20 protein-coding genes and 1 pseudogene are annotated in these 22626 nt (G+C 67.1%); 1 reads left to right on the top strand and 20 read right to left on the bottom strand.

Features of this window, described 5'->3' with window-relative positions:
- The 14 genes and pseudogenes from MTAB308_RS16775 to MTAB308_RS29870 all read right to left on the bottom strand — a co-directional run.
- Window positions 1-510: pseudogene (locus tag MTAB308_RS16775) on the bottom strand (type VII secretion-associated serine protease); the annotation flags it as partial.
- Window positions 495-2024, bottom strand: a complete 1530-nt coding sequence (gene eccD / locus MTAB308_RS16770; protein WP_077100569.1) for a type VII secretion integral membrane protein EccD — start codon at window positions 2022-2024, stop codon at window positions 495-497. The pseudogene MTAB308_RS16775 and the gene eccD, both read right to left, overlap by 16 nt.
- Window positions 2021-3049: a MinD/ParA family ATP-binding protein gene (locus tag MTAB308_RS16765; protein ID WP_077100568.1), complete on the bottom strand. Its 1029-nt coding sequence runs from the start codon at window positions 3047-3049 to the stop codon at window positions 2021-2023. The genes eccD and MTAB308_RS16765 overlap by 4 nt, the downstream gene beginning before the upstream one ends.
- A gap of 118 nt (window positions 3050-3167) precedes the next feature.
- Complete coding sequence (locus MTAB308_RS16760) at window positions 3168-3998, bottom strand: ESX secretion-associated protein EspG (RefSeq protein ID WP_077100567.1); 831 nt, start codon at window positions 3996-3998, stop codon at window positions 3168-3170.
- Window positions 3999-4114: 116 nt separating this feature from the next.
- On the bottom strand, window positions 4115-4402 hold the full coding sequence (locus MTAB308_RS16755) for a WXG100 family type VII secretion target (RefSeq protein ID WP_077100566.1): 288 nt from the start codon (window positions 4400-4402) through the stop codon (window positions 4115-4117).
- Window positions 4403-4436: 34 nt separating this feature from the next.
- A complete protein-coding gene (locus MTAB308_RS16750) occupies window positions 4437-4760 on the bottom strand; it encodes a WXG100 family type VII secretion target (RefSeq protein WP_077100565.1) in 324 nt (107 codons plus the stop codon).
- A 128-nt stretch (window positions 4761-4888) separates the two neighbouring features.
- The gene (locus tag MTAB308_RS16745) at window positions 4889-6079 is read right to left on the bottom strand and encodes a PPE domain-containing protein (protein WP_077100564.1); all 1191 of its coding nucleotides are present in this window, start codon (window positions 6077-6079) and stop codon (window positions 4889-4891) included.
- A 9-nt stretch (window positions 6080-6088) separates the two neighbouring features.
- A complete protein-coding gene (locus MTAB308_RS16740) occupies window positions 6089-6385 on the bottom strand; it encodes a PE domain-containing protein (RefSeq protein WP_108637337.1) in 297 nt (98 codons plus the stop codon).
- A gap of 298 nt (window positions 6386-6683) precedes the next feature.
- Window positions 6684-10895 carry a type VII secretion protein EccCa gene (gene eccCa / locus MTAB308_RS16735; RefSeq protein WP_077100562.1) on the bottom strand — a complete coding sequence of 1404 codons (4212 nt, stop codon included), beginning with the start codon at window positions 10893-10895 and terminating at the stop codon, window positions 6684-6686.
- A gap of 2 nt (window positions 10896-10897) precedes the next feature.
- A complete protein-coding gene (gene eccB / locus MTAB308_RS16730; protein ID WP_077100561.1) occupies window positions 10898-12382 on the bottom strand; it encodes a type VII secretion protein EccB in 1485 nt (494 codons plus the stop codon).
- 3 nt (window positions 12383-12385) lie between these two features.
- On the bottom strand, window positions 12386-13216 hold the full coding sequence (locus tag MTAB308_RS16725; RefSeq protein ID WP_083746695.1) for a transglycosylase: 831 nt from the start codon (window positions 13214-13216) through the stop codon (window positions 12386-12388).
- A 7-nt stretch (window positions 13217-13223) separates the two neighbouring features.
- Window positions 13224-13535, bottom strand: a complete 312-nt coding sequence (locus MTAB308_RS16720) for a DUF2710 family protein (RefSeq protein WP_077104437.1) — start codon at window positions 13533-13535, stop codon at window positions 13224-13226.
- 314 nt (window positions 13536-13849) lie between these two features.
- Window positions 13850-14677: a hypothetical protein gene (locus MTAB308_RS16715; RefSeq protein WP_173842247.1), complete on the bottom strand. Its 828-nt coding sequence runs from the start codon at window positions 14675-14677 to the stop codon at window positions 13850-13852.
- Between the two features lie 160 nt (window positions 14678-14837).
- Window positions 14838-15587: a DUF5631 domain-containing protein gene (locus MTAB308_RS29870; protein WP_245831434.1), complete on the bottom strand. Its 750-nt coding sequence runs from the start codon at window positions 15585-15587 to the stop codon at window positions 14838-14840.
- An 883-nt stretch (window positions 15588-16470) separates the two neighbouring features.
- On the opposite strand from MTAB308_RS29870, the gene MTAB308_RS29865 reads away from it, so the two are divergent.
- A complete protein-coding gene (locus MTAB308_RS29865; RefSeq protein WP_245831433.1) occupies window positions 16471-16608 on the top strand; it encodes a hypothetical protein in 138 nt (45 codons plus the stop codon).
- 1074 nt (window positions 16609-17682) lie between these two features.
- On the opposite strand, the gene MTAB308_RS16700 is transcribed toward MTAB308_RS29865, so the two are convergent.
- The 6 genes from MTAB308_RS16700 to MTAB308_RS16675 form a co-directional block, all read right to left on the bottom strand.
- Window positions 17683-19557 (bottom strand): putative alpha/beta hydrolase, encoded by a 1875-nt coding sequence (locus MTAB308_RS16700; RefSeq protein WP_077100558.1) that lies wholly within the window; start codon window positions 19555-19557, stop codon window positions 17683-17685.
- Window positions 19524-19853, bottom strand: coding sequence for a DUF2563 family protein (locus MTAB308_RS16695; protein WP_077100557.1), 330 nt, complete (start codon window positions 19851-19853; stop codon window positions 19524-19526). Before MTAB308_RS16695 ends, MTAB308_RS16700 begins: the two co-directional genes overlap by 34 nt.
- Window positions 19854-19928: 75 nt before the next feature.
- Complete coding sequence (locus MTAB308_RS16690; protein ID WP_077100556.1) at window positions 19929-20438, bottom strand: pullulanase; 510 nt, start codon at window positions 20436-20438, stop codon at window positions 19929-19931.
- 24 nt (window positions 20439-20462) lie between these two features.
- Window positions 20463-21905: a CCA tRNA nucleotidyltransferase gene (locus MTAB308_RS16685; protein ID WP_077100555.1), complete on the bottom strand. Its 1443-nt coding sequence runs from the start codon at window positions 21903-21905 to the stop codon at window positions 20463-20465.
- Window positions 21906-21964: 59 nt separating this feature from the next.
- Window positions 21965-22387: a PIN domain-containing protein gene (locus MTAB308_RS16680; RefSeq protein WP_077100554.1), complete on the bottom strand. Its 423-nt coding sequence runs from the start codon at window positions 22385-22387 to the stop codon at window positions 21965-21967.
- Complete coding sequence (locus MTAB308_RS16675) at window positions 22378-22584, bottom strand: DUF2191 domain-containing protein (RefSeq protein ID WP_077100553.1); 207 nt, start codon at window positions 22582-22584, stop codon at window positions 22378-22380. The genes MTAB308_RS16680 and MTAB308_RS16675 overlap by 10 nt, the downstream gene beginning before the upstream one ends.
- Window positions 22585-22626: the final 42 nt, after the last annotated feature.

Raw genomic sequence — 22626 nt, 5'->3', positions numbered from 1 at the left:
GGCCGGTGGCGGAGCCGCGGGCGGGGGGAATGCCGGAGTCGGCGGAATGGGTCGCGGCATCGGGATAAGTCCTTGCGGCGCGGCGCCGATGATCGCGCCCACGACCGTTCCGTGCGCGTCGCAATCCGACAGGCCGTCCTCACCCATGATGTAGTCACCGCCGGGGACCACCGGCAATCGCGGATTGGGAGAAATGCCGGTATCGATGACGGCCACGGACACGCCGTTGCCGGTGCTGTATTGCCACGCACGGCTGATGTTGAGCAGGTCGAAACCGGGCGCCATCTGCGAGACGTCCGGCGTTTTGACGGTGATCGGCACCGAACAGCTGTTGGCGCGGCGCATCGGTTGGTCCGGCCGCGGCGGCCCGTCCGGTGGCGCCATCGCCGGATCGACCTTAGGCGGTGAAATGGCGTGGGCCGCGGGGATGTTTCCAATGACGGCGGTCAGGATCAGGGCTGCGATGATCGCGGCGGTCCGGGTGCACACTACTTTCAGTGGCGAAGCCACGTGAACAGCCCTCCCAGCGCCGCGGCGGCCGGCAACAACACGATCATGGCCAGCACCTCGAGCCATTCGACGGTCAACCGGATCAACGGCCTGAACCGCGTCGCGGGCACCAAAAGCGCCGCGGCCAAACCCAATGCGGCGAAGGCGACCACCAGCGCAACCGGCCAGATCAGCCCGTTCTCGAGACTCCTCGGGCCGGCCAGCGCGTACTTCACGACACCGGCGCACACCGCCGCGCAGGCGCCGCAGACCAGGGCAACCGCCTGGTACTTCGCCGCGAATCCGCGGCCCTGCGTGATGAAGATGCCTACCACCAGGCCGGCCACCAGCAACGCCAGCCACGCCCAACGCCGACCCGGCGCGAGTACGCCCCACACCGCGACCGGCAGTATGGCCGAGACGCCGACGCACAGGCCCACCTGAACCGCATTGACCAAGCGGGCCGACGCGGCGATCGCCGCGCCGCGCGCGGTGATGTCGGTGAGTTCGTCGTCCTCGTCCTCGGTTTCGTTCGCGCTCACCGGCGAGACGGTGTCCACCGGCATGCCCTCGCGCCGCGCGAACAGGTCGCGTCCCGTGATGGATCCGAAGTGTGGTGGCCGCACGCGAGCCACCCACAGCGCGATCGTCGGCGCCATTCGCACCAGCACGAGCACACCGAACAGCACGCAGATCGACAGCACCTGCACCGACACCGGCCGAAACATCCGGGCGCCGGCCACCGCGGCCAGGATGCCGCAGACGGTCACCACGGCGGTCGCCGCCGCGGTCTGCCAGCGCTTCCGGGTGGCCACGCTGATCGCGATGGCGCCCAGGATCACCACCACGAGCCCGATCAGGGCGTGGGGTGCGCCCAGCCTCCCGGGCGGTGCGCAACACCCGGCGACCGCGATCAAAAGCACCGTGAGCCAGGCGAATCCGCTGAACATGTCGCGTCGCTGCGGCCATCCCGCGAACACCACGACGGCCGCGATCGCCAGGAGCACGCCGACCCCGCCCGCCACGGCGGACGGGATCAGGCTGTCGCTGAAGGCGCGTTCCCGCAACGTCAGGCCCACCACCACACCGATCGCCATGGCCGCGATCGCGATCGCCGTGTGCGCGGCGGTCAGCGCCGTCACCGGGGCGAACATCCGGTCCCCGCCGTCGCGCCCCAGCCACTTGCCCATGGCCGCCAACGCCGTCGACAGCGATTCGTATTGCGGCTCAAAGGATTCGCCCTCGACGCGAGGCACCAAGACAAGCGTGTCTCCGTCTTGGACGCCGAGCTCGTCCAGGCTCTTGTTGATGTCCAGGCGAACCCCGTTGACCTTGTGCAGCTCGTAGCTGCCCGGCGGCAGCGCCACACCGTCGAAACCCTTGCGCTTCAGGTCGTCGCTGAGCAGCTCGACCATGCCCTCGAAGAAGCCTTCCACCGGCGTTCCCGCGGGGAACACCTGAGAGCACAGGTGCTTGTCATAGGAAATGTTGACCGCGCACCGGGCCGGGAAGGCGACCTTGTGGGGCGATGTCACTGCTGGGCCCTCTCGGCACCGGCCTCCGGCACGTATTTGTCGGCCAGCCCGGCAGTGATCTCGAACAGTCGCAGCCGCGACTTCTTCTTCAGCTCGTGGACCGTGTCGATGATCCCGCCCTTGGCGAGGTGCGGATCGAAGGGCATCACTTCCACGGTCGCGCCGACCTTGGTGAACCGCTCGGTCAGGTAGGCCAGGGCGTCCTTGTCGACGGCGCTGTCGGTGTGGTTGATGATCACGGTGCTGTGCGACACCAGCTCGTGATAGCCCTGGGCGCTGAGGAAGTCGATGGCCCGCAGCACCGGCCGCGAACGGTCGGCGGTGATACCCGAGACGAACACCAGGGTGTCGGTGTTGTCCAGGACTGTTTTCATGACGGGGTGTTCCAGGTCCGGGGCGGTATCGACCACCATGACGTTGTGGGTCCGTCGCAGCCGCGCCAGCACGCCGGCGAACATCGCCGGCACCAGCGGCCTGGGTTGGTCGGATGTCCGGTTACCGGCCAGCACGTCGAGCCCGACCACGTTTTGCCCGAGGTGTTCGCGGATGTCCGCGTAGCCCTGGACGTCGGTGTCGTTGATGATGGCGGTGTAGTCGCCGGGCGGTGACTCGTCGATCCGGTCCGCCAGGGTGCCGAAGCCCGGAACCGCATCGATCGCGATCACGTTGGTCGGCCGGCATTCGCGGAAGACACCGCCGATGCACGCGGCCATCGTCGAGACCCCGACCCCGCCCTTGCCGGAGACCAACGTGATCACGAATTGTCGACGAATGTGCCGTCGGATGCGTTCTTTTAATTCGCGATAATGGCGTTCGCCGGGCGATTCCCCAAGGTTTATTTTGTGGAAAGAAAGGTTGTATATGAATTTCCGCCAACCGGAGCCCGGAGGAATTTTTCGGGGCGCGGCTAAATCGGTAATACGCATGGTGTCCGATACCGAATCCCGGTGGCGCACCGCTGGCGGATCCCCCCGCCCAAGCCTCTCTTCGTCAAACATATTGGGCTCATTCCAAGGTGTCGTCACGACCGTCGATGCTAACACGATTCGGGATACGCCGTTTCCGCGATCACTAAACCTCGAAGTGCATTAGAACCGGGTTCGGCTTTACCATTCCCATGGTGTAACGGTCACTTTTGCCGCGTCAGACGACGCGGCGGTAGGAGTACCACTCCTCGCCGGCGGGCAGGTTTTGGATGAGCCGCCGCACGGCCGCGGCGATGTCGCTGCGCGACCCCGGTGAGAGGACCTGGTAGCGCCGCCCGCCCGACGTCACCCCTTCCACGCACACCCGACCGGCCGCGGTGTCGACGATGGCGACCGCAGACTCCCCGATCGCGAGGCGGGCCGTTCTGTCCGGACCGACACCGGCTTGCACCGCCACGATGGCCGCGGACGCCGACCGCCCCGGGTCGGCGGCCATGGTGACGATGTGCAGCTGGTCGACGTCCAGGCGCTGCTTGAGCAGAAACGATTTCAGGCTGCCGGCGTCGTGCACCGACTCCAGCAGCTCCTTGGTGTCCACGGTGACCGGCCGCAGCGGCGCGGCTTCGGCGACCCCGCACAGCCGCTCGACTTGACCCACCACCAGCTCCGTGGCAGTGGCCGACTCGCTGGCGGTACCGGCCGGATACAGACGCACAAGGTTACCGTGGCGTTCCAAGACCACCCACCAGGTGGCGAACCGGCAGATGGCCGCCCGGGTCGGATCCCGGCCCGGCACACTGATATTCAGCAGCAAGCCGAGGTCGCGCCGCAAAAGCACGGTCAACCATTCCCGGATCATCGGATCGGCGTTGCCGGCCTCGTCGAGGGCACCGCAGGCCTTGAGTTCCGCGACCACCGGATGGCGCAGCGCCAGCTCAGGGGTTTCCAGCCGTGGCAGCAACGGCCGCAGCCCCAGCTCGGGGCACAGCTGCTCCACCCCGGTCACCGCCTGCAACACCCACAGGCCATCGATCGTCGTTGTCAGCACGCCACTTTCACCTCAGGCGGTTCGCCGGACTTACCGAAGGTGCGGCACATGCATGGCGTCGACCCCACCTTGGTCCTCGCCCCGTAGACACGACAGTGCCGCTGGGGCAGGCGAATTCAGAAAAGGTGGCTGATGTTGGTATCGGTCTGGATCGCTGCCTCGAGCACGTGGCCGGTCGTCTGGCCGTGCTGGCGCACCGTGTCGATGAGGCCCTGCAGGCCCGACAGCATTTGGTATTGCGCGTCGAAGAACCCCGTCGCGCCGTGCCCCGCGAAGAACTCCTGAAGGGAGTTGGTCTTGTTCGCCACGTCGGCGTGGATGGCGTCGAGCTGACCGGCCCGGGATCCGACATCGGCCGCGAAATCGGCCACGGGGCCCGGGTTGTAAGCGATGGGACCTGTCATGGTTTTTCCTTTCTGAAGCGAAATGAGGTCGCGATTAAGTGAGGTTTTGCGCGGTGCCGCCGAACAGCGCGCGGAACGCGTGCTGGGAGTCCGCCTCGTGCCCTTCCATCAGCGCCGCGGCCTGCTTGAGGCCCTCGGCCAGCCGGGTGCCGCCCGTCAAGACCTTGTTGAGGTCATTCGAAACTTCGGACGCCGTCATATGCGAGGCGACGACCGCGTCGCCCGACCAGGTCGACGGGTTCATGACGTTTTCTTGGTTGGCCAGGTAGCCCTGGGCGATCGCAATCGCATGTTCCATGTGCGCTTGAATCGCATCACTCGTGCTTCGCAGCACGTTTGCGTCGACAACAATTGACACGGTTGATATCTCCTTATCCGGTTGGGCGTTTCTCTGTTTTGTTTTGTCCCCGTTGGTTTCTCGGGGGGATGCGTCGAAGTGTATGGCGGCGGTTGCGACGTGTCAGTTCACCCGCTGAGCTGGCCTTTTCAGACTCTTTCGTCGACCACGTGCACCGTGGCTGGTTGTTCGGATTTCCTGTGGGACCCGCCGTGGCCGCCGGCCGCATGACCCACCGGCATGCCGCCGACGCCGGTGCCGCCCGCCGTCGTTGTCGTGGTCGGCGACCGCACCGCGTCGACGCCCAGCGCGCCGCTGGGGCGTAGCCCAACCGGGCGGCCACCGCTGCCGGGTTCGAACGCGCTGACCGGGCGAGTGAAGGTGGTCGCGGGCATCCCGGCCCCGCCGAGCGAGGCTCCGCCGCCGCCGACGCCGGCCGCCGCGCTCGGCGCCGCGGAGACCGCACTGACCGCTGAGGCCGGTGCGCCGGCGCCCAGTGCGCCGGGGTTGGCGAACATGCCCATCATCGACTGCAGCGGCTGCATCGCGCTCATCGGCGCCTGCATCAGCTGCGAGGGAGCCTGCAGGGCCTGCGGGATCGCGCCCATCAGCGACTGCACCGGCTGCATGAACGTACCCAGCTGGCCGCCGATGTCCTGGCCGCCCGACGCCGCCTGACCCGCGCCCTGGGTACCCGACTGGACTCCCTGGAAGGCGGCGCGCATGCCGTCGCCGGCCGCGGCGTCACCGGCCGCCTGACCGATCGTTGCGGCGGCCTCCGCCGGGGCGGCCGGCGAGGCGCCCATGGTCGCCAATGGGGGCGGGATCGCCAGGCTCTCGGCCAGCCCGGCGAGGATGGCGCCGTAACTCGCGCCGACGGCGGAGTTGTTGGGCCACATCACGCCGAAGTACTCGGTGTCGAGCGAGATGATCCGCGGCGTCAACGTCCACAACACACTGGGATTGGCGATGTTGTCGGCCGCCTCCTCGTCACGGTTGGCGTTGCACTCGGGCGCCGGGCGCATGGCGGAGTTCGCCATCTGGTAGGCCGAAACCGCGGCCGCGACCACCGCGGGCTTGACGTCGACCCAGCCGGCCAACCCGTGCAGCGACGCGTTGAGCGCGGTGGCGCCCGCGGCGGAACCCGCCGACCCCAGCCCCGACCAGCTTGCGGAGGTCACGACGGTGTTGGTAATCGACGCGCTGGCCGAAGCGTGGTGACTCGCACCCAAGGCGGTCCAGGCCGCTTGGTTGGCCAACATCGTGGCCACCCCGGTTCCGGTCTTGAGCAGAAGGTCGTTTGCTTCGGGTGGACGCGCCGCCCACCCCGGGTCGGGCATAAGCGGCGCTTACAGCCCGAGCGTCAAGGCGCGTGCGGCCTCGGTGGCGGTGTAGACGCACGCCGCGATGTTCTGCGTTCCGGCGAACAATCCGCGCTGCACGGCGTGCTCCTGGACCACCCCCAGGTAGGCACCGCCGCACGCATTCAGTGCCGTGGCGAACAGCGCCGAGTCGGGGTCGTTGCCCATCGGCAGGGCGCCAAGCAGTGCCGGTGCGGCCGCCGCGGCCGCGCCCGCGACTTCTGCGCTGATCGCCGATTCAGCCCCCGCTGAGCTCAAAACGGCTTCGGGCGGTACGACAAACATAATTCCCTCCGAACGTCTCGCAGCCGATCTCTGCGAATGTCGGCCAGTCTAGTGCCTAATCGCAGATCGCGTATTCACAATTCTTATCTGCCGATCTGGCCGCCATCAATTCGCGGTGGATGGGGGGTTCGACGGCAATTGTACTTGCGTCGAATTAATGCCACTTCTACCTCAACTATCGCTGATGCCACTTCTGCAACGGCTGTCACGTTCGATTGCGCGGGGCGCCGACAACTGCTGGGAGGCTGCCACTTTCGCGTGGCCTAAGTTGAAATTGGCATTTTCAGAAATGGGAGTTCTATTCACCGGCGACCGCGGACGGGAGGCCGACCAAAATCCCCTCGACATCGGATTCGTCGCTTACCAACAATCCACGTCCTGGCGGCAACGCTTGGGCCCGAAGAAGCCGATTGATCTTATTTTGCGGATCGTTGTCCATATAAAGCTGCGCCACCTTCGCCGACGTCTGATAGCGCCACCATGGGTCCATTTGCAGTGTTGCCCAGTTGGTGCTGTTCCGCGTTGTGAACACGTGCAGACCGACCTGCCGCGCGCGTTCCATCAGCATCCACAGCGCCGCACCCACCGGCGCCGTCGCCGGGTAGCTCTGCGCCTGCGCCGGACGCAGGTCCTGGACGTCGTCGATGAGCACGAAATGCCGGGTCCCTTCCCACGGCTTGAGCGCACGCAGCTCCTCCTGGCTCAAACCCTTGGGTGGCAGCCGCGGCAGCAGGATCTCCTGGGCGAGTTCGGTGATGACGCGGTCGATTTCGTCTTGGTCGTAGGCGTAGGCACGCACGTAACCGGGGGCGTGCAAGTCACGCAACCCGTGGGGGGCGGCCTTGGGGTCGATCAGCGTGAGTTGGGCCTCCTCGGGGCTGAACCGGCTCATCACCGCTTCACCGATGGCGACCAGTGACGTGCTCTTGCCGCAGCCTTGCCGGCCCAGGATCATCAGCCCCGGGCTCTCCGCCAGCCTCAGGGGAACCGGACCGAGCTGGTGGCGCTCGCCGATCGCGAACGCGATCGACAGATCGTCCGCTGCGGCGTGGGCCGCCAAGATGGCGCTGAGCTCAACGCGTTCCGGTAGCCGCTGCAGGACGGCGTGTTTGGTGACCCCGGCGACTTCGGCGACGCGGGCACCGACGCCCGGCGTGTCCACCAGCGTGCGCGTCGCCGGATCGACCATCGCGGGAAGGCCGACCAACAATTCGTGCAGCGAATCCGTCAGACCGAAACCGGGGCGGTCCAACGTTCGACGGGCCGCCTCGCGTGACTCGATCGCCGAGTGCCCCATCTGGCTCTCCCCGGGCTCGGCCAGCCGCAACTGTATTCGCGCGGTCGCGTTCTGCAACAGCTTCTGTCGCTGCCCGTGTATCCAGCCCCCGGCGCTGCACATCACGTGCACCCCGTATTCGGGACCGCGGCTGCTGAGCGAGATGATGCGGTCGCCCAGCACCATGTCTTTGGTGTACAGGTCGTCGTAGTCGTCGACCACCACGAAGACGTCGCCGAATGGGTCGTTGGGATCGGTGCCGCCCAGGCCGTCGCTGCCGGGGCCGAACCGCCGCTCGCGGAACCCGTCGAGATCGATGTTGGCGCGACGGAAAGCGTTCTCACGAGCGTCGATCAACGCGTCCATGCTGCTCAAGATCCGCTCGATGCCTTCGGTGTCCTTGGGCGACACGATGTCGGCGATGTGCGGCAGCGACCCAATCTGAGCCATGGTCGCTCCGCCGACGCAGAAGAACGTCACGCGGGACGGGGTGTACATCATCGACGCCGCGCACATCAGCGTCATCAGCGTCGTCGTCTTGCCGCGCTGCTTGGCCCCCACCACGATGATGTTGCTGCGTAGCGCGTCGATGGAATGCACGACCTGTTTAGATTCCTCGGGGATGTCCATGATGCCCACCGGGAACACCAGCCCCGGGTTGCGCCCGTAGTCGACATGCCACGGCTTGCCCCGCCAACCGGCCACCACCGCATCGACGGGCTCGGGGTTCTCCAGCGGCTCCAGCCACGGCCGGCGCGGCGCCCGGTGCGGGACCGTGTGCAGCGACTCACGCAGCACGTCGACGATCTTCTTCTTCTTGAAACCGTCCTCGTGCAGAAGGAATTCGTCAGGCTCCTCGTCGGCCGCCGAAGCGGCCTCCAAGGCCGCGGCGTCCGCGGCGTCCAACGGCTGGTATTGCCAGTTGTAGAGCCGGGGCTGGGTCAGCGTCATGTCGACGGTCCTGACCACTTCCGCCTTCTTGGGCACGATGAACGGCGCCGACAGGTAGAAGCAGCGGAACGGCTCCAGGTCGCGCGGACCCACCTTCAGCAGCGCGAAACCGTTTTCTTTCGATGGCAGGTGGTAGGCGGCGTCGGTGCCGATCACCTCTCGGCTGTCATCGCCGGATTCGGCGCGAAGCGCGATCCGAAATGCGATGTTGGACTTGACCTTTTGCAGAGAGGATAGGTCCAGCCGTTGGCCGCCCAACATAAAAAAGACGTTGGCGCCGCGGCCCTCCTGTCCGATGTGGATGATGAGGTTGATCCACTTGTCGTGGTTGGCGAACAGCTCGAGGTACTCGTCGACGATGACCAGCAGCACCGGGACCGGCGGGAGGTCCCGGCCGGCTAGGCGGATCTCCTCGTAGTCATTGGCGTCGCGGGCGCCCACCGACGTGAAAAGCTCGTAGCGCTGCTTGATTTCGCCGTCGATGACCCTGCGCATCCGTTCGGCCAGGTGCCGTTCGTCCTTGCCGAGGTTCGACAACGCGGCCACCACATGCGGGATGCCCAGAATGTCCTGGGCCGCCGATTCGAATTTCATGTCGACGAAGATGACGTTGAATGTCTCCGGTGAATGCGTCAACGCGATGCCATATACCAGCGACAGGAAGAACTCCGACTTGCCCGAGCCACTGGTTCCGATCACCACCGAGTGAAAACCGAAGCCGCCGAAGTCCTTCGCGCGGATGATCACGTTCTGCAACTCGCCGTTGGGCTTGGCGCCCACGGGGATCTCGCACCAACGCTCGTCGCCGCGGCCGCGTCGTTCGGACCACAGCCGATCGACATCCAGGTCACGCGGATCGCTGATTCCCAGCGCGCGCAACAGCTCCGCCGCTCCACTGGCGGAATCGGCGATTTCGCTGCTGCTTGTCGGAGACCACCGCGCCATCGCGCGCGCATACCGGTAGGCGCGTGGGATCGAGAGCTGATCGGCGTGGGCAAAGAACTTGCCGCCCGCGCGCAACAGCGGTGCGGGACGGCCGTCGTCGTCCTCGACGGCGTCGCCGTTCAGCGCCGCCTTCGCGGAACCATCGGCTGAGCCGTCGGCCCCCGTGTGCCGCTCACTCATCTCGTACAGCTGGTCTCGATCGAACCCGACGCCGATGCCGGCGCGGGAAGCGATGCGCAGCACCGTGATTCCGGCCTTGCCGACCTGGCCGACCACGCTCTCCCACGCCTCGGGGCTGCCGGTGTTGTCGTCCACGATCACCCAGTGCGGCCCCAGATCGGGCCCGCTGCTCGGCTGGCCGGTCTCCAGGGCCGAGCCGATCGTCGTCGGGCTGGCCGCCGCCAGCGGTGTCCACTGGCCGCGCCGGCCCTTCATGTGCAGTTCTGCCCCCAGCGCGCCCTCCAGCTCCTCGGGCGTGGCGAAGATCAGCCTCCGCCACCCGCACGCGTCGAAAAGCTCGTCGTGCAGGTTGTGCGGCAGCCACACCATCCACGACCACAACTCGGGATTGCGCGTCACCACCATCAGCTTGACATCGCGCGGGTTGTGGAACACCGCCAGCGAGCACAGCACCGAGCGCATCAGCGACCGCACCCGGTTGAGGTCCTCACCGACGAAGCTGAACCCCGGGGCCGAACGCAGGTTCACCACCTTGGCGATATCGCGAATCTTGCGCTGTTCCAGGATGAAATCGCGCAAAGCCTGGCCGGTGACGGGCTCCAGCTCCTCGTCCGAGGCGATGTCGGGCCAGGTCACCGACAAGACCGAATCCGGAGCGTGCTGAACACCCGTGCCCAGCCGCACCTCCAGGAAGTCCACATCGGCGCGGCCGCGCTCCCACATCCGCGGACCACCGATGATGGCGCCGAGCCCGCGCGGATCGGAATGCACCGCCTGCTGCCAGTTACGCTGTGCGCACACCGCGTTCTGGATCTCGTCGCGGTTGCTATCGAGGTCGCGCAAGTAACGGCGCCGGCCCTTTTCCAGCTCCCCCCAGGTGATTTTGCGCGCCCGCCCCAGCCGGCCGGAGAACGCCAGCATGCTGAACGCACCGATCCCCATCAGGGGGAAGAACCCCGTCGACAGGCTGCGCACCCCCGACACGTACAGCATGACGATCGTGCCGATCAGCGCGACGATCAACGCCGGCACGCCGATCATCACCCAGATGTTGCGCGGCTCGCGTTCGGGTAGAGCAATTGGCGCATTCGGCGCTACCCGAACGGGTTTCGGCGGCTGGATCTTGACGCGGTTGATCGGAAACGCCCTCTTCGACACCTTTAGCCTCCCGCCCTTGCCGATGTCGTCAGCACGGTCGCCTGTCCGAGCGCGGGCACCGTGTCGCGCGCCACCAGCGCAGCTTGTTGCGACAACGCCGGTCCCGCAGCAAAAGTCCGCAACAGCGGCCAGGGCGCCTGCACCGCCATCGCCGGATCCAGGCCCAGCGCACGTAGCGTCGAATCGTCGGACGCGATGCCGAACCGCACGCCATTGTCGGCCACCCAGAACAGCGATTCGCGCGAGTCGCTGGTGACCACCCCGCTCGTCGACGTCACGAAGTTCGCTGCACCCGGCAAGACCAGCACCTGATTGGCCACGACCGACGCGGGGTCGCGGTCGTCGCGGACCAGCCGCACGATCCGGTTGTCCATCGACGAGGGAACCGGTAGCCCGCGCCCGTTGTAGATGGCGACGCGAGCCTGCGGATCGGTCGACGCTTTCTCCCACCCCACGCAGGTCGTTGGATTAGCCTCGGAGTCAATGAAATTCAGCCGGCCGGTCGGGTAGTAGTCCACCGCCAGCGAGTTCACCTCGGGAATGTTGACCAACACGTCCGGAGTCACCGTCCGCGGCGTCGCCGAACCGTAGGAGTTCGCGCTGCGTAGCAGATCGGCGACGAAGCCCCCGACCTTCTGCACACCGTCGGCCAGCAGCACGTAGAACTGGCTGCCCCCGCCGGCCGTCTGGTTCTGCAGCACCGCACCCACCTGAGACCCAGGCAGCAACTTCGACGGCGTTCCGGCCTCGGGCACCGGGGGCACGCGGAGCGGCTCAGTCGCGGGCAGCCCGTCGAACAGCGCGCGCGAAATTTCCACTGGCACAGTGACTCCCGGGTCGAGTCCTAGGCTGAGCGTCACCGCCCGGTCGGTGGGATCGACCTGTGAGCGCTTGCCACCCCAGATCACGTAGGTCGCGCCCTCGAACGACACGAGGAGTCCGGCGTCCTTGGCCATTGGCATCGCCCGGCCACCCATGAGTTGGCCCGCAATCGAGGTCACCACCGGCTTGTCGGCCGTGCGCGGCCTGCCCGCCGTGTCGCACACGGCCCATGCCGACGCGGCACCACGGTTGACCGGCATCGCCGCGGGCGCGCCCGGAATGCCGACCAGCGGCCCGGTCGGATATTTGGCGATCTCGGGCGGCTTGACCCACGTTGGCTGGCCGGCGGTGCCCGTTGCCAGCCGCGCGGAAGTCAGATTCAGCGCCGGATACAGGCGGCCGTCGATGCGCGCATAGATCGCGCCGGACTCGCGATCTCCGATAATTGGGGAATCCCCCACCACCCCACTGGGTTTCAGCACGTTCAGCAGCACCATCCAGCCCGAGGCGATGGCTACTAATACCACCGACAGGGCCAACGCCGCGGTCTGCTTGCGGTCATCGTGCTTCATGCGCACCGAGAAGCGGGTCGTCGCGGCCCGGAGCCGCCGGTTGTAAAATAGGTGGCCCGAATTCTGGTCACGGTTGGACAGACTCAACGGCATTGGTCAATAACCCCTCGGCCCGCGGCGAGGATCGGCCTGTGCGATCCGGTCCGCCAGATCAGACGCGTCGGCCGCGACGCGGTAGCGGCCCCGCGCATAGTTGATGAACGCGCATGCCTGCGCTACCAAGTCATGGATGCTGCCCGACGTGCCCGGCTCGTGATAGGCGGCAAACGTCGGAGCGATGAACTGCCAGGCTCCTCTGCTCGGTGTGCCCCTGGCGGCGTTGGAATCCGACTTGTTTTCGGCGTACGCGTCGTAGTTGGACTCACGTCGCGCCACCAGGTCCATGCCGCGCTCCCACCGGGCCCGCGCGGCGTGGTCATGGATACCCTTGATATCGAGGGCTTTACGGATTGCGGCGCGGACGGCGAATGCGCGAGAGCGCGGGTATCGCAACCGTCGCAGCTGCAGCGCCATCAGCCGCGCGCGGGCATGCGACCGTGCGATGTGGCCGTGCTGGGCGCGCAGCCGCGCAGCCATTCGAGCCATCGTCTCGCGTCGACCTATCGGCGTATCGGCCGCCGGCATGGCATCGGTCATCGCGGCGTCCAGATTCATCCTCGTCGCGGCGCTCGCGGCCGCGCGATCGGCACACGCCCTCGCCCGGACGGCCTCCAGCCGCCCGTCGGCGTCGGCCAGCCGGCGCAGCGCCTGCTCCGAGGCCCCCGCCCGCATCGCCGCCCGCGTCGGCCACCCGCTTGCGTGGACCGTCCGTCGTATCCCGTCGGCGTGCGCGTGCAGCCGCCTCGGGACCTCGCCGACACCACGGCCGGCGTTGGCGCCGACGAAAAGGCTGTGGCCTCGCGCCAGGGCCGCCACCGCCTGCGTCATCGCGAGATCACTCAACGACTCCCCCACCGTAATTCCGATCGAAATCGGCCTGCGCTTCTTCACGCAATGCCTCGAACACCATATTGAGCCGATCCATCAACTCTCGACAGGTGTAGGACGTCATCACGTGCGGGGCCAAGGACAACCCGGTGAGCCGGCCGTCAGAATTGCACACCGCATAGACATCGCCCACGTCGGCGGTGAAAGTCACCGACTCTTGGGCGGCCAGAACCGCCTCCCACTTCTCAAAATTCGCCTTAAGGTCGGCCAGCACCTGATCGACTAATGCCTTATCCCCCGCCGCATCCGTATCGGACATCTCAGCCGCAACTCCCATAACTTCTGGCCCACGCCCCGGTTACCGGTCGGCTGGTCCGGCGGCCCGCTGTGCCGCAAGGGTTTTCGGCAGCATCTGTGTAGCCCGCACCGACCTCGGGGAATCTAAACCGGCGGCGTTTCGATAATGGCCACACGCAATGACATTACTGCGTCCGGCACCGCCCGACCACTCAGTTCCGAAAGCACTATTAGTGGCCATCACTGGTGGCCGATTGACCGAGTTAGTTCCCGAATACAATTTGACGACCAACGGGCTGAAATCGATATTTTCAGTGACCTCGGGGCGGGCGTCGGCTAATCCTGTTGCGCCTCTTCGTCCGTCGGCACGATCACGATCCGCCGGTTGGGCCGGGTGACGACAGGTGGTTTGCCCTCCGACTTGGCGACCGGAACGCTTGGCGGTGCGGTCAGGCGGCCCTTGACTGGCTGGCCGTTGGGGATGCCCGGGACGGTCAACCGCTTTTCGGCGGGCTTGTCCTTGCTGCCGCCCTCACCGCGGGCGCCCATCGCACCGGGCATCATCGGCATGCCCGTCATGCCCATCGGTCCCGACTGCGTCGGCGTCCCACCGGTCTGCGTCACCGTCACCGGCTTGGCCGACGCCCCCGCGGGCGTGGTGGGAGGCGACGACGACGGCACGGGCGGCGGGCCCATAAAGCCGGTCGGCGTGGTGCCACCACCGCCGCCGATGCCGCCGCCGGAGCCGCCGCCGCCCTGGGTGGCGTTGTCCAGTACGGCCTGGTCACCCGACATGCCGGTCAGGGCGGCCTCCGCGGCTCCGCCGCCCTTCGCCGCTCCCATCAACGGCTGGATGGCGCTCTCCGCGGCCTGCATTGCCTGCTGCGGAACCTGGGTGAGCGGCTGCATGATGCCGCCGAGCGCACCGGTGATGGCGCCCGCGATGCCCGACGCCATTTGCGGAATCATTTGTGCCAGCTGCTGGAATTGCTGACTCGATTCGGCCTCGTTGGCCGGAAACTTTTGAGCAGCATCGAGCGCGTGTGCCCGACGGTCGGCCTCGCCTGCAAGGCTGGCAGCCTGATCGCCGGACACGCCGAGGTTGCCCAGCTGCGCTAATCCCGCCGCCGCCGAGTCAACCTCGGTTCCGCCGCCGCCGGGCATCGGGTTCGGCCCTACCGTCGGAGGAAGGCGAGGTGCCGTGGGCAGGGTCGGGCCATCGATGAATATCGGGCGTCCCCCCGTAGTCATGAGTGCACCTCAACCCTCGCGTGCGGCATGGCCTCGTGTTCGAATGGTAGAGCGTGAGCTGCGCGATTTGTAGTCACCGCGTTTTTGCCGAAACGGCTTCGTACCACGCCACGTGGTAATGCGCGAGCGATTCATGGCCTGCGATGAGGGCGTCGATAGCTGCCAGCAGCATCCAGTCAGCCGCCACTGACAAGTCAAGTGGATCCTCCTGCGCTTTCTGGTAGGCAACCTGCTGCTCATGGTGCAGCACGTCGATTTCGTTGTCGGTAACTCCGGTTCCACGGGTCGCGGCCTGCGCCAGGGTCTGGGCGATCCGCGGCAAGCCGTCGCGTCGCCGCACAGCCTCCACGAGCGCGGGGCCCAGCTCGTCAACTTCTGGTCCTGCGCGTGCTACGCGGTCGCCGGTAAGAGCTGGGTCGTCGGGTCCCGGCTTGGCGATGAAGCCGTTTTGTTTATGCACCGCCGCTGCCGTGACGACACCCAGCAGATCGACCACGCTCGCGTCTGCTCTCCGAAGAGCCGGCTCGAGTAGCCGATTCACCCCGATGGGGATTTTCACGTTCGGCGGTATCCAGCCGCAGCCGATATTGCTGACCAATAACGTGGTGCCGTCGTCACGCAGGCCGGCGGCCCATGACAGGCCCGGGGCCTGCCGGGCTACCGCATCGACGAGGCGCTGGAGTCGCTGCTGTTCAGCAGCACGACTTGAGACATCGCCCGCCACGGCACCGGTAGTCGCCGCCAACGCCGATGCGCCGGCGGGGGACGCGGCGCTTGCGCCAGCCTGGCTGGCTGCTGCGCCCCGCTGGACCGTCGACATCATCGGGCTGCCCGCGGAGGGCGACGTTGACGGCGACGGTGCGACCGGTGCACCGGACACTGGCGCGGTCGGCGCGGACACCGACGGTGGGGCGACTACCGGGGGACGCAGATCGGATCCGTACGCGGGCAACGGGCCCGCGGGGCTGGCTGGGGCGCCGGTTGGCGGTGCCATCGGGGATGAGACCGGCATGGCTGCTGCGACCGGCATCGCCCCACCCGTCGACGCAACCGGCGCACCGGAGCCGGCGGAGGCCTCCGCGCCCGACGCGTGTTCGACGGCAGCGGATTCGACACCAGTAGCGCCCATAGCTGGTGCAGACACCGATGGAGCCACCGGCGCTTGCGGCGGCGGCGCCGCTGCCGACCCCGCCGCGTTCGCCAGTCCCTGGGACAAGTCATGAGCGCCGGCAGCCGCTGGCTGACTGGTCATCATTCCTTGGGCGAACGAGTTCCCCAGTTGGTTCGGTGAAAGCCCACCCAAGCCGGCGGCTGGTGATAGTCCGGCGGGTGATGGCGCACCTATTCCAGGACTAGCGGGGATATGTCCACCGACGCCGGTAGGCGCTGCTGTAGGAGTACTGCTGCCGCCGAGCCCAGATCCCTCACCTTGGCCGCCGAGGTTCGATCCGCCTACATGCCCGCCGGTTCCAGTGCTACCAACCCCGGCGACGGACCCTTTGCCGCGGCCACCCAATGCGTTTCCTGTCCCCCCGCTACCCGTCGACCCTGTGCTAGCGCCGGCCCCATTTCCCTGGCTTCCAAGCGCAGAACCACCATCAGTTGCCCCCTTCGGATTCGGTGCATTTGTTGCGGGACCGACGCCTTGGCTCTTGAGGAATTCCTGTGGGGACATCGACAGCCCCTCGGATGCAAGTATCTTCTGCATGGCGTCCGTGATGGCCGCAACAGCGGCGGCTGACTTGTACGCGGCGAACCCGTTGGCCTCGGCGATTAGCTTTTCGATTTCGGCTGCCTTTGTCGGCGCAGGTTCCTTTGAGTTTTCAACATTGGCGATCCGCTGATTGTAATCGTCAGCAATCCCTCGAAGGCCCTCGCGCAAACTATCAATTGCGTCTGCACCCTTTTCAAAGGCGTCGGCTTTGGCTTTGTACTTCTCGGCCAAATCGAAATGGTACTTTTCGCCCTGCTGGAAGCGCGAGACAAGATCATCCACGGTATGTCCCTGATTACGGGCCGCTAGGTTGGTCCACTCGCTATGCAGATCCTGCCCGTAATGCTCCTGCTGCTGCTGTTGGGCTCTCCAATGTGCAGCACCAGTTCTCAGCGCCGTTGGCGGTTCCGGCCACCAAGCGCCGATGAGGGGCGGCGTGTACTTCCCTGTGGGCAAGTCTGACCCCATACCCCCTCCTTACACATGCGATTTTATTCAAGGCCGCGCCTGTTTCTCTGATTCACTTTCACTAATGCCGTTGAGATAGCGCAGGACGCGCCAAACGAGTTTGCCCCTGCCTTCTCTCCATGGCCTCGAGACGCCGCTTGCCTGCACTACGCACACGCTTGGCGGAGCGCGTCGGTCGCATTTTCCACAGTGGTACTGTCGCTCCTTTCTTCTGCGAATGCCGTCACAACGTAATCCAAGTAGGCGTCGACCAGCCCCCCAGTTAGTTTGGCGATTTCTTTTGGGGTCGCGGGCACCACTGACCTCGACAACGCAAGCGCTCCGCCAACTAGCGCAGCGCGAGCGTTCGCGGAAGCCGCCACCGGTTCAGCTCCATTTGGGGCCGAAGTCGCTACTTTGACCGCTTTACTAACTTTGTCGAAGGTCGAACACACATGGCTCTTGGCCGCCGCTTCATCAGCGGGCGTAAAGCTCGGCGAGGCGACTGCCGTGGTCGACGCCGGCGCTTGCACGGCCGTTGATGAAGGCCGCCGATTAAGGTCTATGACCGCTATCGCGAGTGCGGCGGCGGCGATCAGTGCACCGGTTGTCGCTACGACCATGGCGGCGCGGCCCCCAGACGGCCTTCGACTTTCCACGGGTTGTGTCCACGGCGCCGCAGGAGGCGGCTGGGGATTCATCACCTGATCAAGGCTAATCGCCACCCCGACGATGTCACTTCAGATCAGGCTGAGACCTAGCCCGTGGGCGCGCCATGACGGTGCCCAGTCGTCGCGGGTCGCGCGACTTCCGGGTCGGCCCATCCGCCCACCCCGGACTCGCCGCGGTGATGCGCGGTCATGCCGTCGTGCTGCAGCGCATCACCGTGTCCGGAAACGATGTCGGCAATGCTGAACAGCGACTCCGACCCGTCGTCGAAGTAGTGCGAATGGTCATAGAACGGATTCGCGGAGTTGCCCGGCACCTCGGCCTTGAACCTCGTCGAGCCGTAGCCGTCCATGGCGGGATCGTCACCCAGCCCGCCGAAGTCCAGGCCGATCAGCCCGGGCCCCGTCACGCGGCCCGGCGACCAGGTGACCGCGTCGCCCGAAGCCGCACCGACATACAGGTGGCCACCGGGCGCCAGATGAAAGTCGGTCGCCGAATGTGCGAGATCGGTGCCCGGGGAGCCGACAAGTACCGCGTCGTCGGCATGCATCCCATAGGTGGCCGCATCGGCAACGACGGTGGATCCATACGAGTGGCCGACCACGGTCAGGTGCGTCGGCACACTCTCATGGGTGACGGCCAAAGCGTTCATATCGCCGGTCAACGCCCGGGCGCCGGCGCGAGCCATGTCCGGTTCCCGAAGGCCGGCGTCGTACCAGTTGTCGGGGGCGTCGTAGCCGACCCACGTCACCACCGCGGTCGGCTTGCTCCCATCGGCGCGGACGGCCTCCTGGTACAACCGCACGCCCTCCGTCCTGGCGAGCGTTCCTTCGCGGACACCGGCGCCTGCGCCCTTCACCAAAACCGCGGTGTTGGCCGCCGTGTCGGGGTTTCCCACGGCGATGGCCGCCGCACCTTGGCCCCCGAAAGCTTCGGGCTGATACTTCAACAGGAAAACCCCCGGCTGCGTCCGCTGGCCCAACGCGGCCTCCGAGGCGTTCAGGCCTTGTTGGGTGCGCCAAGCGTTGGTGTAGCGGGTGATCGCGAGGGGCGTCAGCCCGTAGGTGCCGGGGTCACCGATGACCGTGTCCACGGATACGCCGTTGCGCGCGGCAACGTCCTGCACGCGTCGAAGGTCATCGCCCATCACCGCCTGGTTGACCGCACTGCGGGCGGCGACCGGAACGCCGTTGAGGTTTCCCAGCTTTGTCGGATGGTCGGCAATCAAGCGGCTTCGCTGCTCAGGGTCGAGCGTTCGCCACCACCGATTGACCTCCTCGGCGCTCGAGCCCGGCGGCGGAATCTGCCCGGACGCGTCGGGGTCCCCCGGTCCCGAAGCGTCCACCGCGTACAGAACCGCCGGGTCATAGCCGTCGGTTCGCAAGGTGGTCAGCGACGCGTCCAAGGACCGCGAGTAACTGCTGCGTTCTGACCGCAGCCGGCCCAGCGCCGCCGCGGTGTCTTCAATGGCTTCCTGCTCCAGAGCGCGGATCAGCGCATCGAGCGCGGATCGGTCCTCCGCCGTGAGCCCGATGTTGCCCTCGAGGCCAAGCGCTTGGCCCAGTAGGTCGTCGACCTGCCGCAGCCGAGCCTCCAACGCCGAAATCGCCAGTGCGGCTGTGCGTTGCGCCTCGGCCAGGGCGGCCCCGACGTTTTCCAGGTCCGCGCCGATCTTGGGCAGGTGCAGGGACTGGGCGCCAAGAGACTGCATCGTGCGCCGCACTTCGGCGAGGTCGTTGATCGGATGCTCACCGTTCGCCCGATTCCAAGACGCTTCGAAGCGACGGCGCCCTTCCTCGAAGGCCGCGGCGGATTCCGCGGTGCACCGGCCGGCGTCGTGAAATGCCTGCGCCAGAGCGACGATCTGCGCCGGCCGCCCCTCCTGCAAGGTCGCGTTGAGCGCCCAGGGGTCGCCGCCGGCTTCGGCGATCAGGTCCCGACTGCTGATGTGTCGGAAGTCCATCGCACCGCTCGCTCCTGTGCAGCGTTGCGGCCGTCCATGTTGGTGAAACCGTTGGCGGCGTAGTGCGCATTGTGGCCGAGCCCGGTCAGCGTCTCGTGGTGAGCCTGCAGATTCTTGACGTGCTGCCGGTGGGCGACGGTCACCGCCTCATGGAACGCCTCGGCGGCGGGAAAGCCGCCGAACATGCCCGACGCGAGCGGCCCACGTAACAGCTGGTCGGCCCCCTCCTGGGCGTGCCCGCCGGCGCGGTGAGACTGGTCGGCCCCCGAGTGAAGCAGGTCAGTGTCGACAAACATCGCTACCCCCTGGCTCGTCTGGTCGTAAAGCTATTAACGCCGCCGTTGCAGGTCAATTCACTTCCGGGCGCGCGGTCACAAGTTGCTGGCCCCGTCGGCCAATCCGTCGCCGTCGGCGTCGGTCAGCCTGACGTTCCACTTGCCGTCGCCGTCGGTGTCGACGAACCCCGTCACGCCGTCGTCGGCGGTGCACAGCACCCGGTCGGCCACCCCGTCGCCGTCGGTGTCGAGCAGCCGGTCGTCGGGCCGCCCCTGGCCGTCGAAGTCGACGAGCGGACCGCCGGTGTGCTCGACACCGTCGAGCCCGAACCACCGCAGCTGTCCACCCCGGTCAACGGCCACTCCCCACGTGCCCGAGCCTTCGTCGGTGAACCATGCCTCGGGCCTGCCGTCATTATCGAGGTCGAGAGCGGCGTGGTCGGCCATGCCGTCGCCGTCGAAATCCGCCAGCGCGTCGTCCTGCATTCCGTCGCCGTCGAGATCCAGGCCGATCGCGTCGAGCCGGCCATCCCCGTCCAGGTCGAGGTTGGGCTGGCCGTTCCAGATGCCCGCTGCGCCATCATCATTCGCCAGGCAATAGTCCACGCCTACTCGGACGCGGGGCCGCCGCTACTGGTTCCCGCGTGACCGCCACCAGGACAGCAGCTCGGCGGTCGCCTCCTCGTTCGTCATCGGCCCGCGCTCCAGCCGCAGCTCCTTGAGGTGCCGCCACGCCTCCCCGACCTGCGGGCCCGCCGGGATGCCGAGCAGCTCCATGATCTGGTTGCCGTCCAGGTCGGGGCGCACCCGCGCCAGGTCCTCCTGGGCGGCCAGCTCGGCGATCCGCTCCTCCAGCCGGTCGTAGCTGGCTTGCAGCCGCGCGGCGCGACGCTTGTTGCGGGTCGTGCAGTCGGCGCGCACCAGCTTGTGCAGCCGGGGCAAAAGCGGCCCGGCGTCGGTGACGTAGCGGCGCACCGCGGAGTCGGTCCACTTGCCCTCGCCGTAGCCGTGGAACCGCAGGTGCAGGAACACCAGCTGCGAGATGTCGTCGACCATCTGCTTGGAGTACTTCAGCGCCCGCAGCCGCTTGCGGACCATCTTGGCGCCGACCACCTCGTGGTGGTGAAAACTCACGCCGCCGTTGGCCTCGTGCCGGCGGGTCGCGGGCTTGCCGATGTCGTGCAGCAGGGCGGCCCAGCGCAGCACCAGATCGGGCCCGTCGTCCTCCAGCGCGATGGCCTGGCGCAGCACCGTCAGCGAATGCTGGTAGACGTCCTTGTGCTGGTGGTGTTCGTCGATGGCCATCCGCATGCCGCCGACCTCGGGCAGCACCACCTCACCCATGCCGGTCTCCACCAGCAGGTCGATGCCGGCCACCGGCTCGTCGCCGAGCAGCATCTTGTCCAGTTCGGCGGCCACCCGCTCGGCGCTGATCCGCTCCAGCTGCGGGGCCATCTCCTCGATCGCCTCGTACACCCGCGGGGCGACGGCGAAGCGGAGCTGGGAGACGAACCGCGCCGCGCGCAGCATCCGCAGCGGGTCGTCCCCGAACGACACCTGCGGCGCCGCCGGGGTGTCGAGCACCCGCGCCGCCAGCGACGCCAAACCGCCCAGCGGATCCAGGAAGTCGCCCGGGCCCGCGGCCGTGACGCGCACCGCCATCGCGTTGACCGTGAAATCGCGTCGCACCAGATCGTCCTCGAGGCGCTCGCCGAACCGCACCTCGGGATGGCGCGACACCTGGTCGTAGGCGTCGGCGCGGAACGTGGTGATCTCCAGGCGATAGTCACCCTTGCCGACGCCGACGGTGCCGAACCGGATCCCGGTCTCCCACACCGCGTCGGCCCACCGGCTCACCATCTCTTGGACCTGTTCGGGGCGGGCGTCGGTGGTGAAGTCCAGGTCGGGGCTGAGCCGGCCCAGCAACGCGTCGCGCACCGAACCGCCGACGAGGTACAGCTCGTGGCCGGCGGCGTCGAAGAGGGAGCCCAGCTCGCGCAGCACGGGGGCGTGCTTGTTCAGGGCGACCGCGGCGGCGGTCAGCAGCTCGGCATCCTGGGCGGCGTCAGGCACGTTCGATCAGCGTAGTCGGGCGGCCCGGCGACCACGCTGGGCGCCGGACAAAGGCGCGGCTAGACACTTCCCCGTGGCAGCACCCATCGGTGCTTGAACGCTAGAACCGTTGCCGCGGTTTCGAAGTCGGCGTCGTAGTGGACAACGGTGAGTTGGTGCGCGGCGGCAATCGTCGCGGTGAGCAGGTCAGCCACACCCACGGATCGATGCCGGCCGGTTCTCGCCAGCGCCCGCTGCGCGCCCAATGCGGTCTGCCAGTGCTCGTCATTGGTCGGCAGATACTCGTAGGCGGCGCGGCGGTCGGCCCACAATTCCTCGTATTCGGCCGGCCCGCGGGCACTGTAAAGCGCCTCGGCGTCCAGCGTCGCCGTCGTGGCCACCACACCGCTCTCTATCAGCGGCCGAAGACGCCGCGACACGTCGGGATGGCGCATCCTCGCGGCGGCGCTGGTGTCGACGAGATAGCGCGCGATCAGCGCCACACTTCGCCACGCTCGCCCGCGTCCGCCATCCCCTCCAAGCCCCCTTGTTCGAGCCATTCGACCTGGCGTGCCCGCGCCGAGGTGGCAGCCGCCTGCTGCAGCGCCATCCGCACTGTGTCGGAAATACCCGTGGTCTTCAATTCACGCTGTGCCGCGGCAAGAAGGTCGTCGTCTAGATCGATCAGTCTTTTGGGCATAGCTCTCCAGCGCCGAATATATACGTTCCGTGGACGAAGTAT

This window comes from Mycobacterium terramassiliense, from assembly GCF_900157385.1.
In the GTDB taxonomy this organism is placed as follows: domain Bacteria; phylum Actinomycetota; class Actinomycetes; order Mycobacteriales; family Mycobacteriaceae; genus Mycobacterium; species Mycobacterium terramassiliense.
Note: the sequence above shows the minus strand (reverse complement) of the source record. Positions and strands in the feature narration are given on the sequence as shown.

What these genes read in the sequence shown, in the direction of transcription:
- eccB (WP_077100561.1), bottom strand. Translation starts at nt 12,382, where the DNA reads ATGCCGTTGAGTCTGTCCAACCGTGACCAGAATTCGGGCCACCTATTT.
- MTAB308_RS16745 (WP_077100564.1), bottom strand. Translation starts at nt 6,079, where the DNA reads ATGCCCGACCCGGGGTGGGCGGCGCGTCCACCCGAAGCAAACGACCTT.
- MTAB308_RS16720 (WP_077104437.1), bottom strand. Translation starts at nt 13,535, where the DNA reads ATGTCCGATACGGATGCGGCGGGGGATAAGGCATTAGTCGATCAGGTG.
- MTAB308_RS16715 (WP_173842247.1), bottom strand. Translation starts at nt 14,677, where the DNA reads ATGCCCGGCGGCGGCGGAACCGAGGTTGACTCGGCGGCGGCGGGATTA.
- MTAB308_RS16675 (WP_077100553.1), bottom strand. Translation starts at nt 22,584, where the DNA reads ATGCCCAAAAGACTGATCGATCTAGACGACGACCTTCTTGCCGCGGCA.
- MTAB308_RS16725 (WP_083746695.1), bottom strand. Translation starts at nt 13,216, where the DNA reads ATGACGCAGGCGGTGGCGGCCCTGGCGCGAGGCCACAGCCTTTTCGTC.
- MTAB308_RS16695 (WP_077100557.1), bottom strand. Translation starts at nt 19,853, where the DNA reads ATGTTTGTCGACACTGACCTGCTTCACTCGGGGGCCGACCAGTCTCAC.
- MTAB308_RS29870 (WP_245831434.1), bottom strand. Translation starts at nt 15,587, where the DNA reads ATGATGTCGACGGTCCAGCGGGGCGCAGCAGCCAGCCAGGCTGGCGCA.
- MTAB308_RS16755 (WP_077100566.1), bottom strand. Translation starts at nt 4,402, where the DNA reads ATGACAGGTCCCATCGCTTACAACCCGGGCCCCGTGGCCGATTTCGCG.
- MTAB308_RS16700 (WP_077100558.1), bottom strand. Translation starts at nt 19,557, where the DNA reads ATGGACTTCCGACACATCAGCAGTCGGGACCTGATCGCCGAAGCCGGC.
- MTAB308_RS16740 (WP_108637337.1), bottom strand. Translation starts at nt 6,385, where the DNA reads ATGTTTGTCGTACCGCCCGAAGCCGTTTTGAGCTCAGCGGGGGCTGAA.
- MTAB308_RS29865 (WP_245831433.1), top strand. Translation starts at nt 16,471, where the DNA reads ATGGCGTCCGTGATGGCCGCAACAGCGGCGGCTGACTTGTACGCGGCG.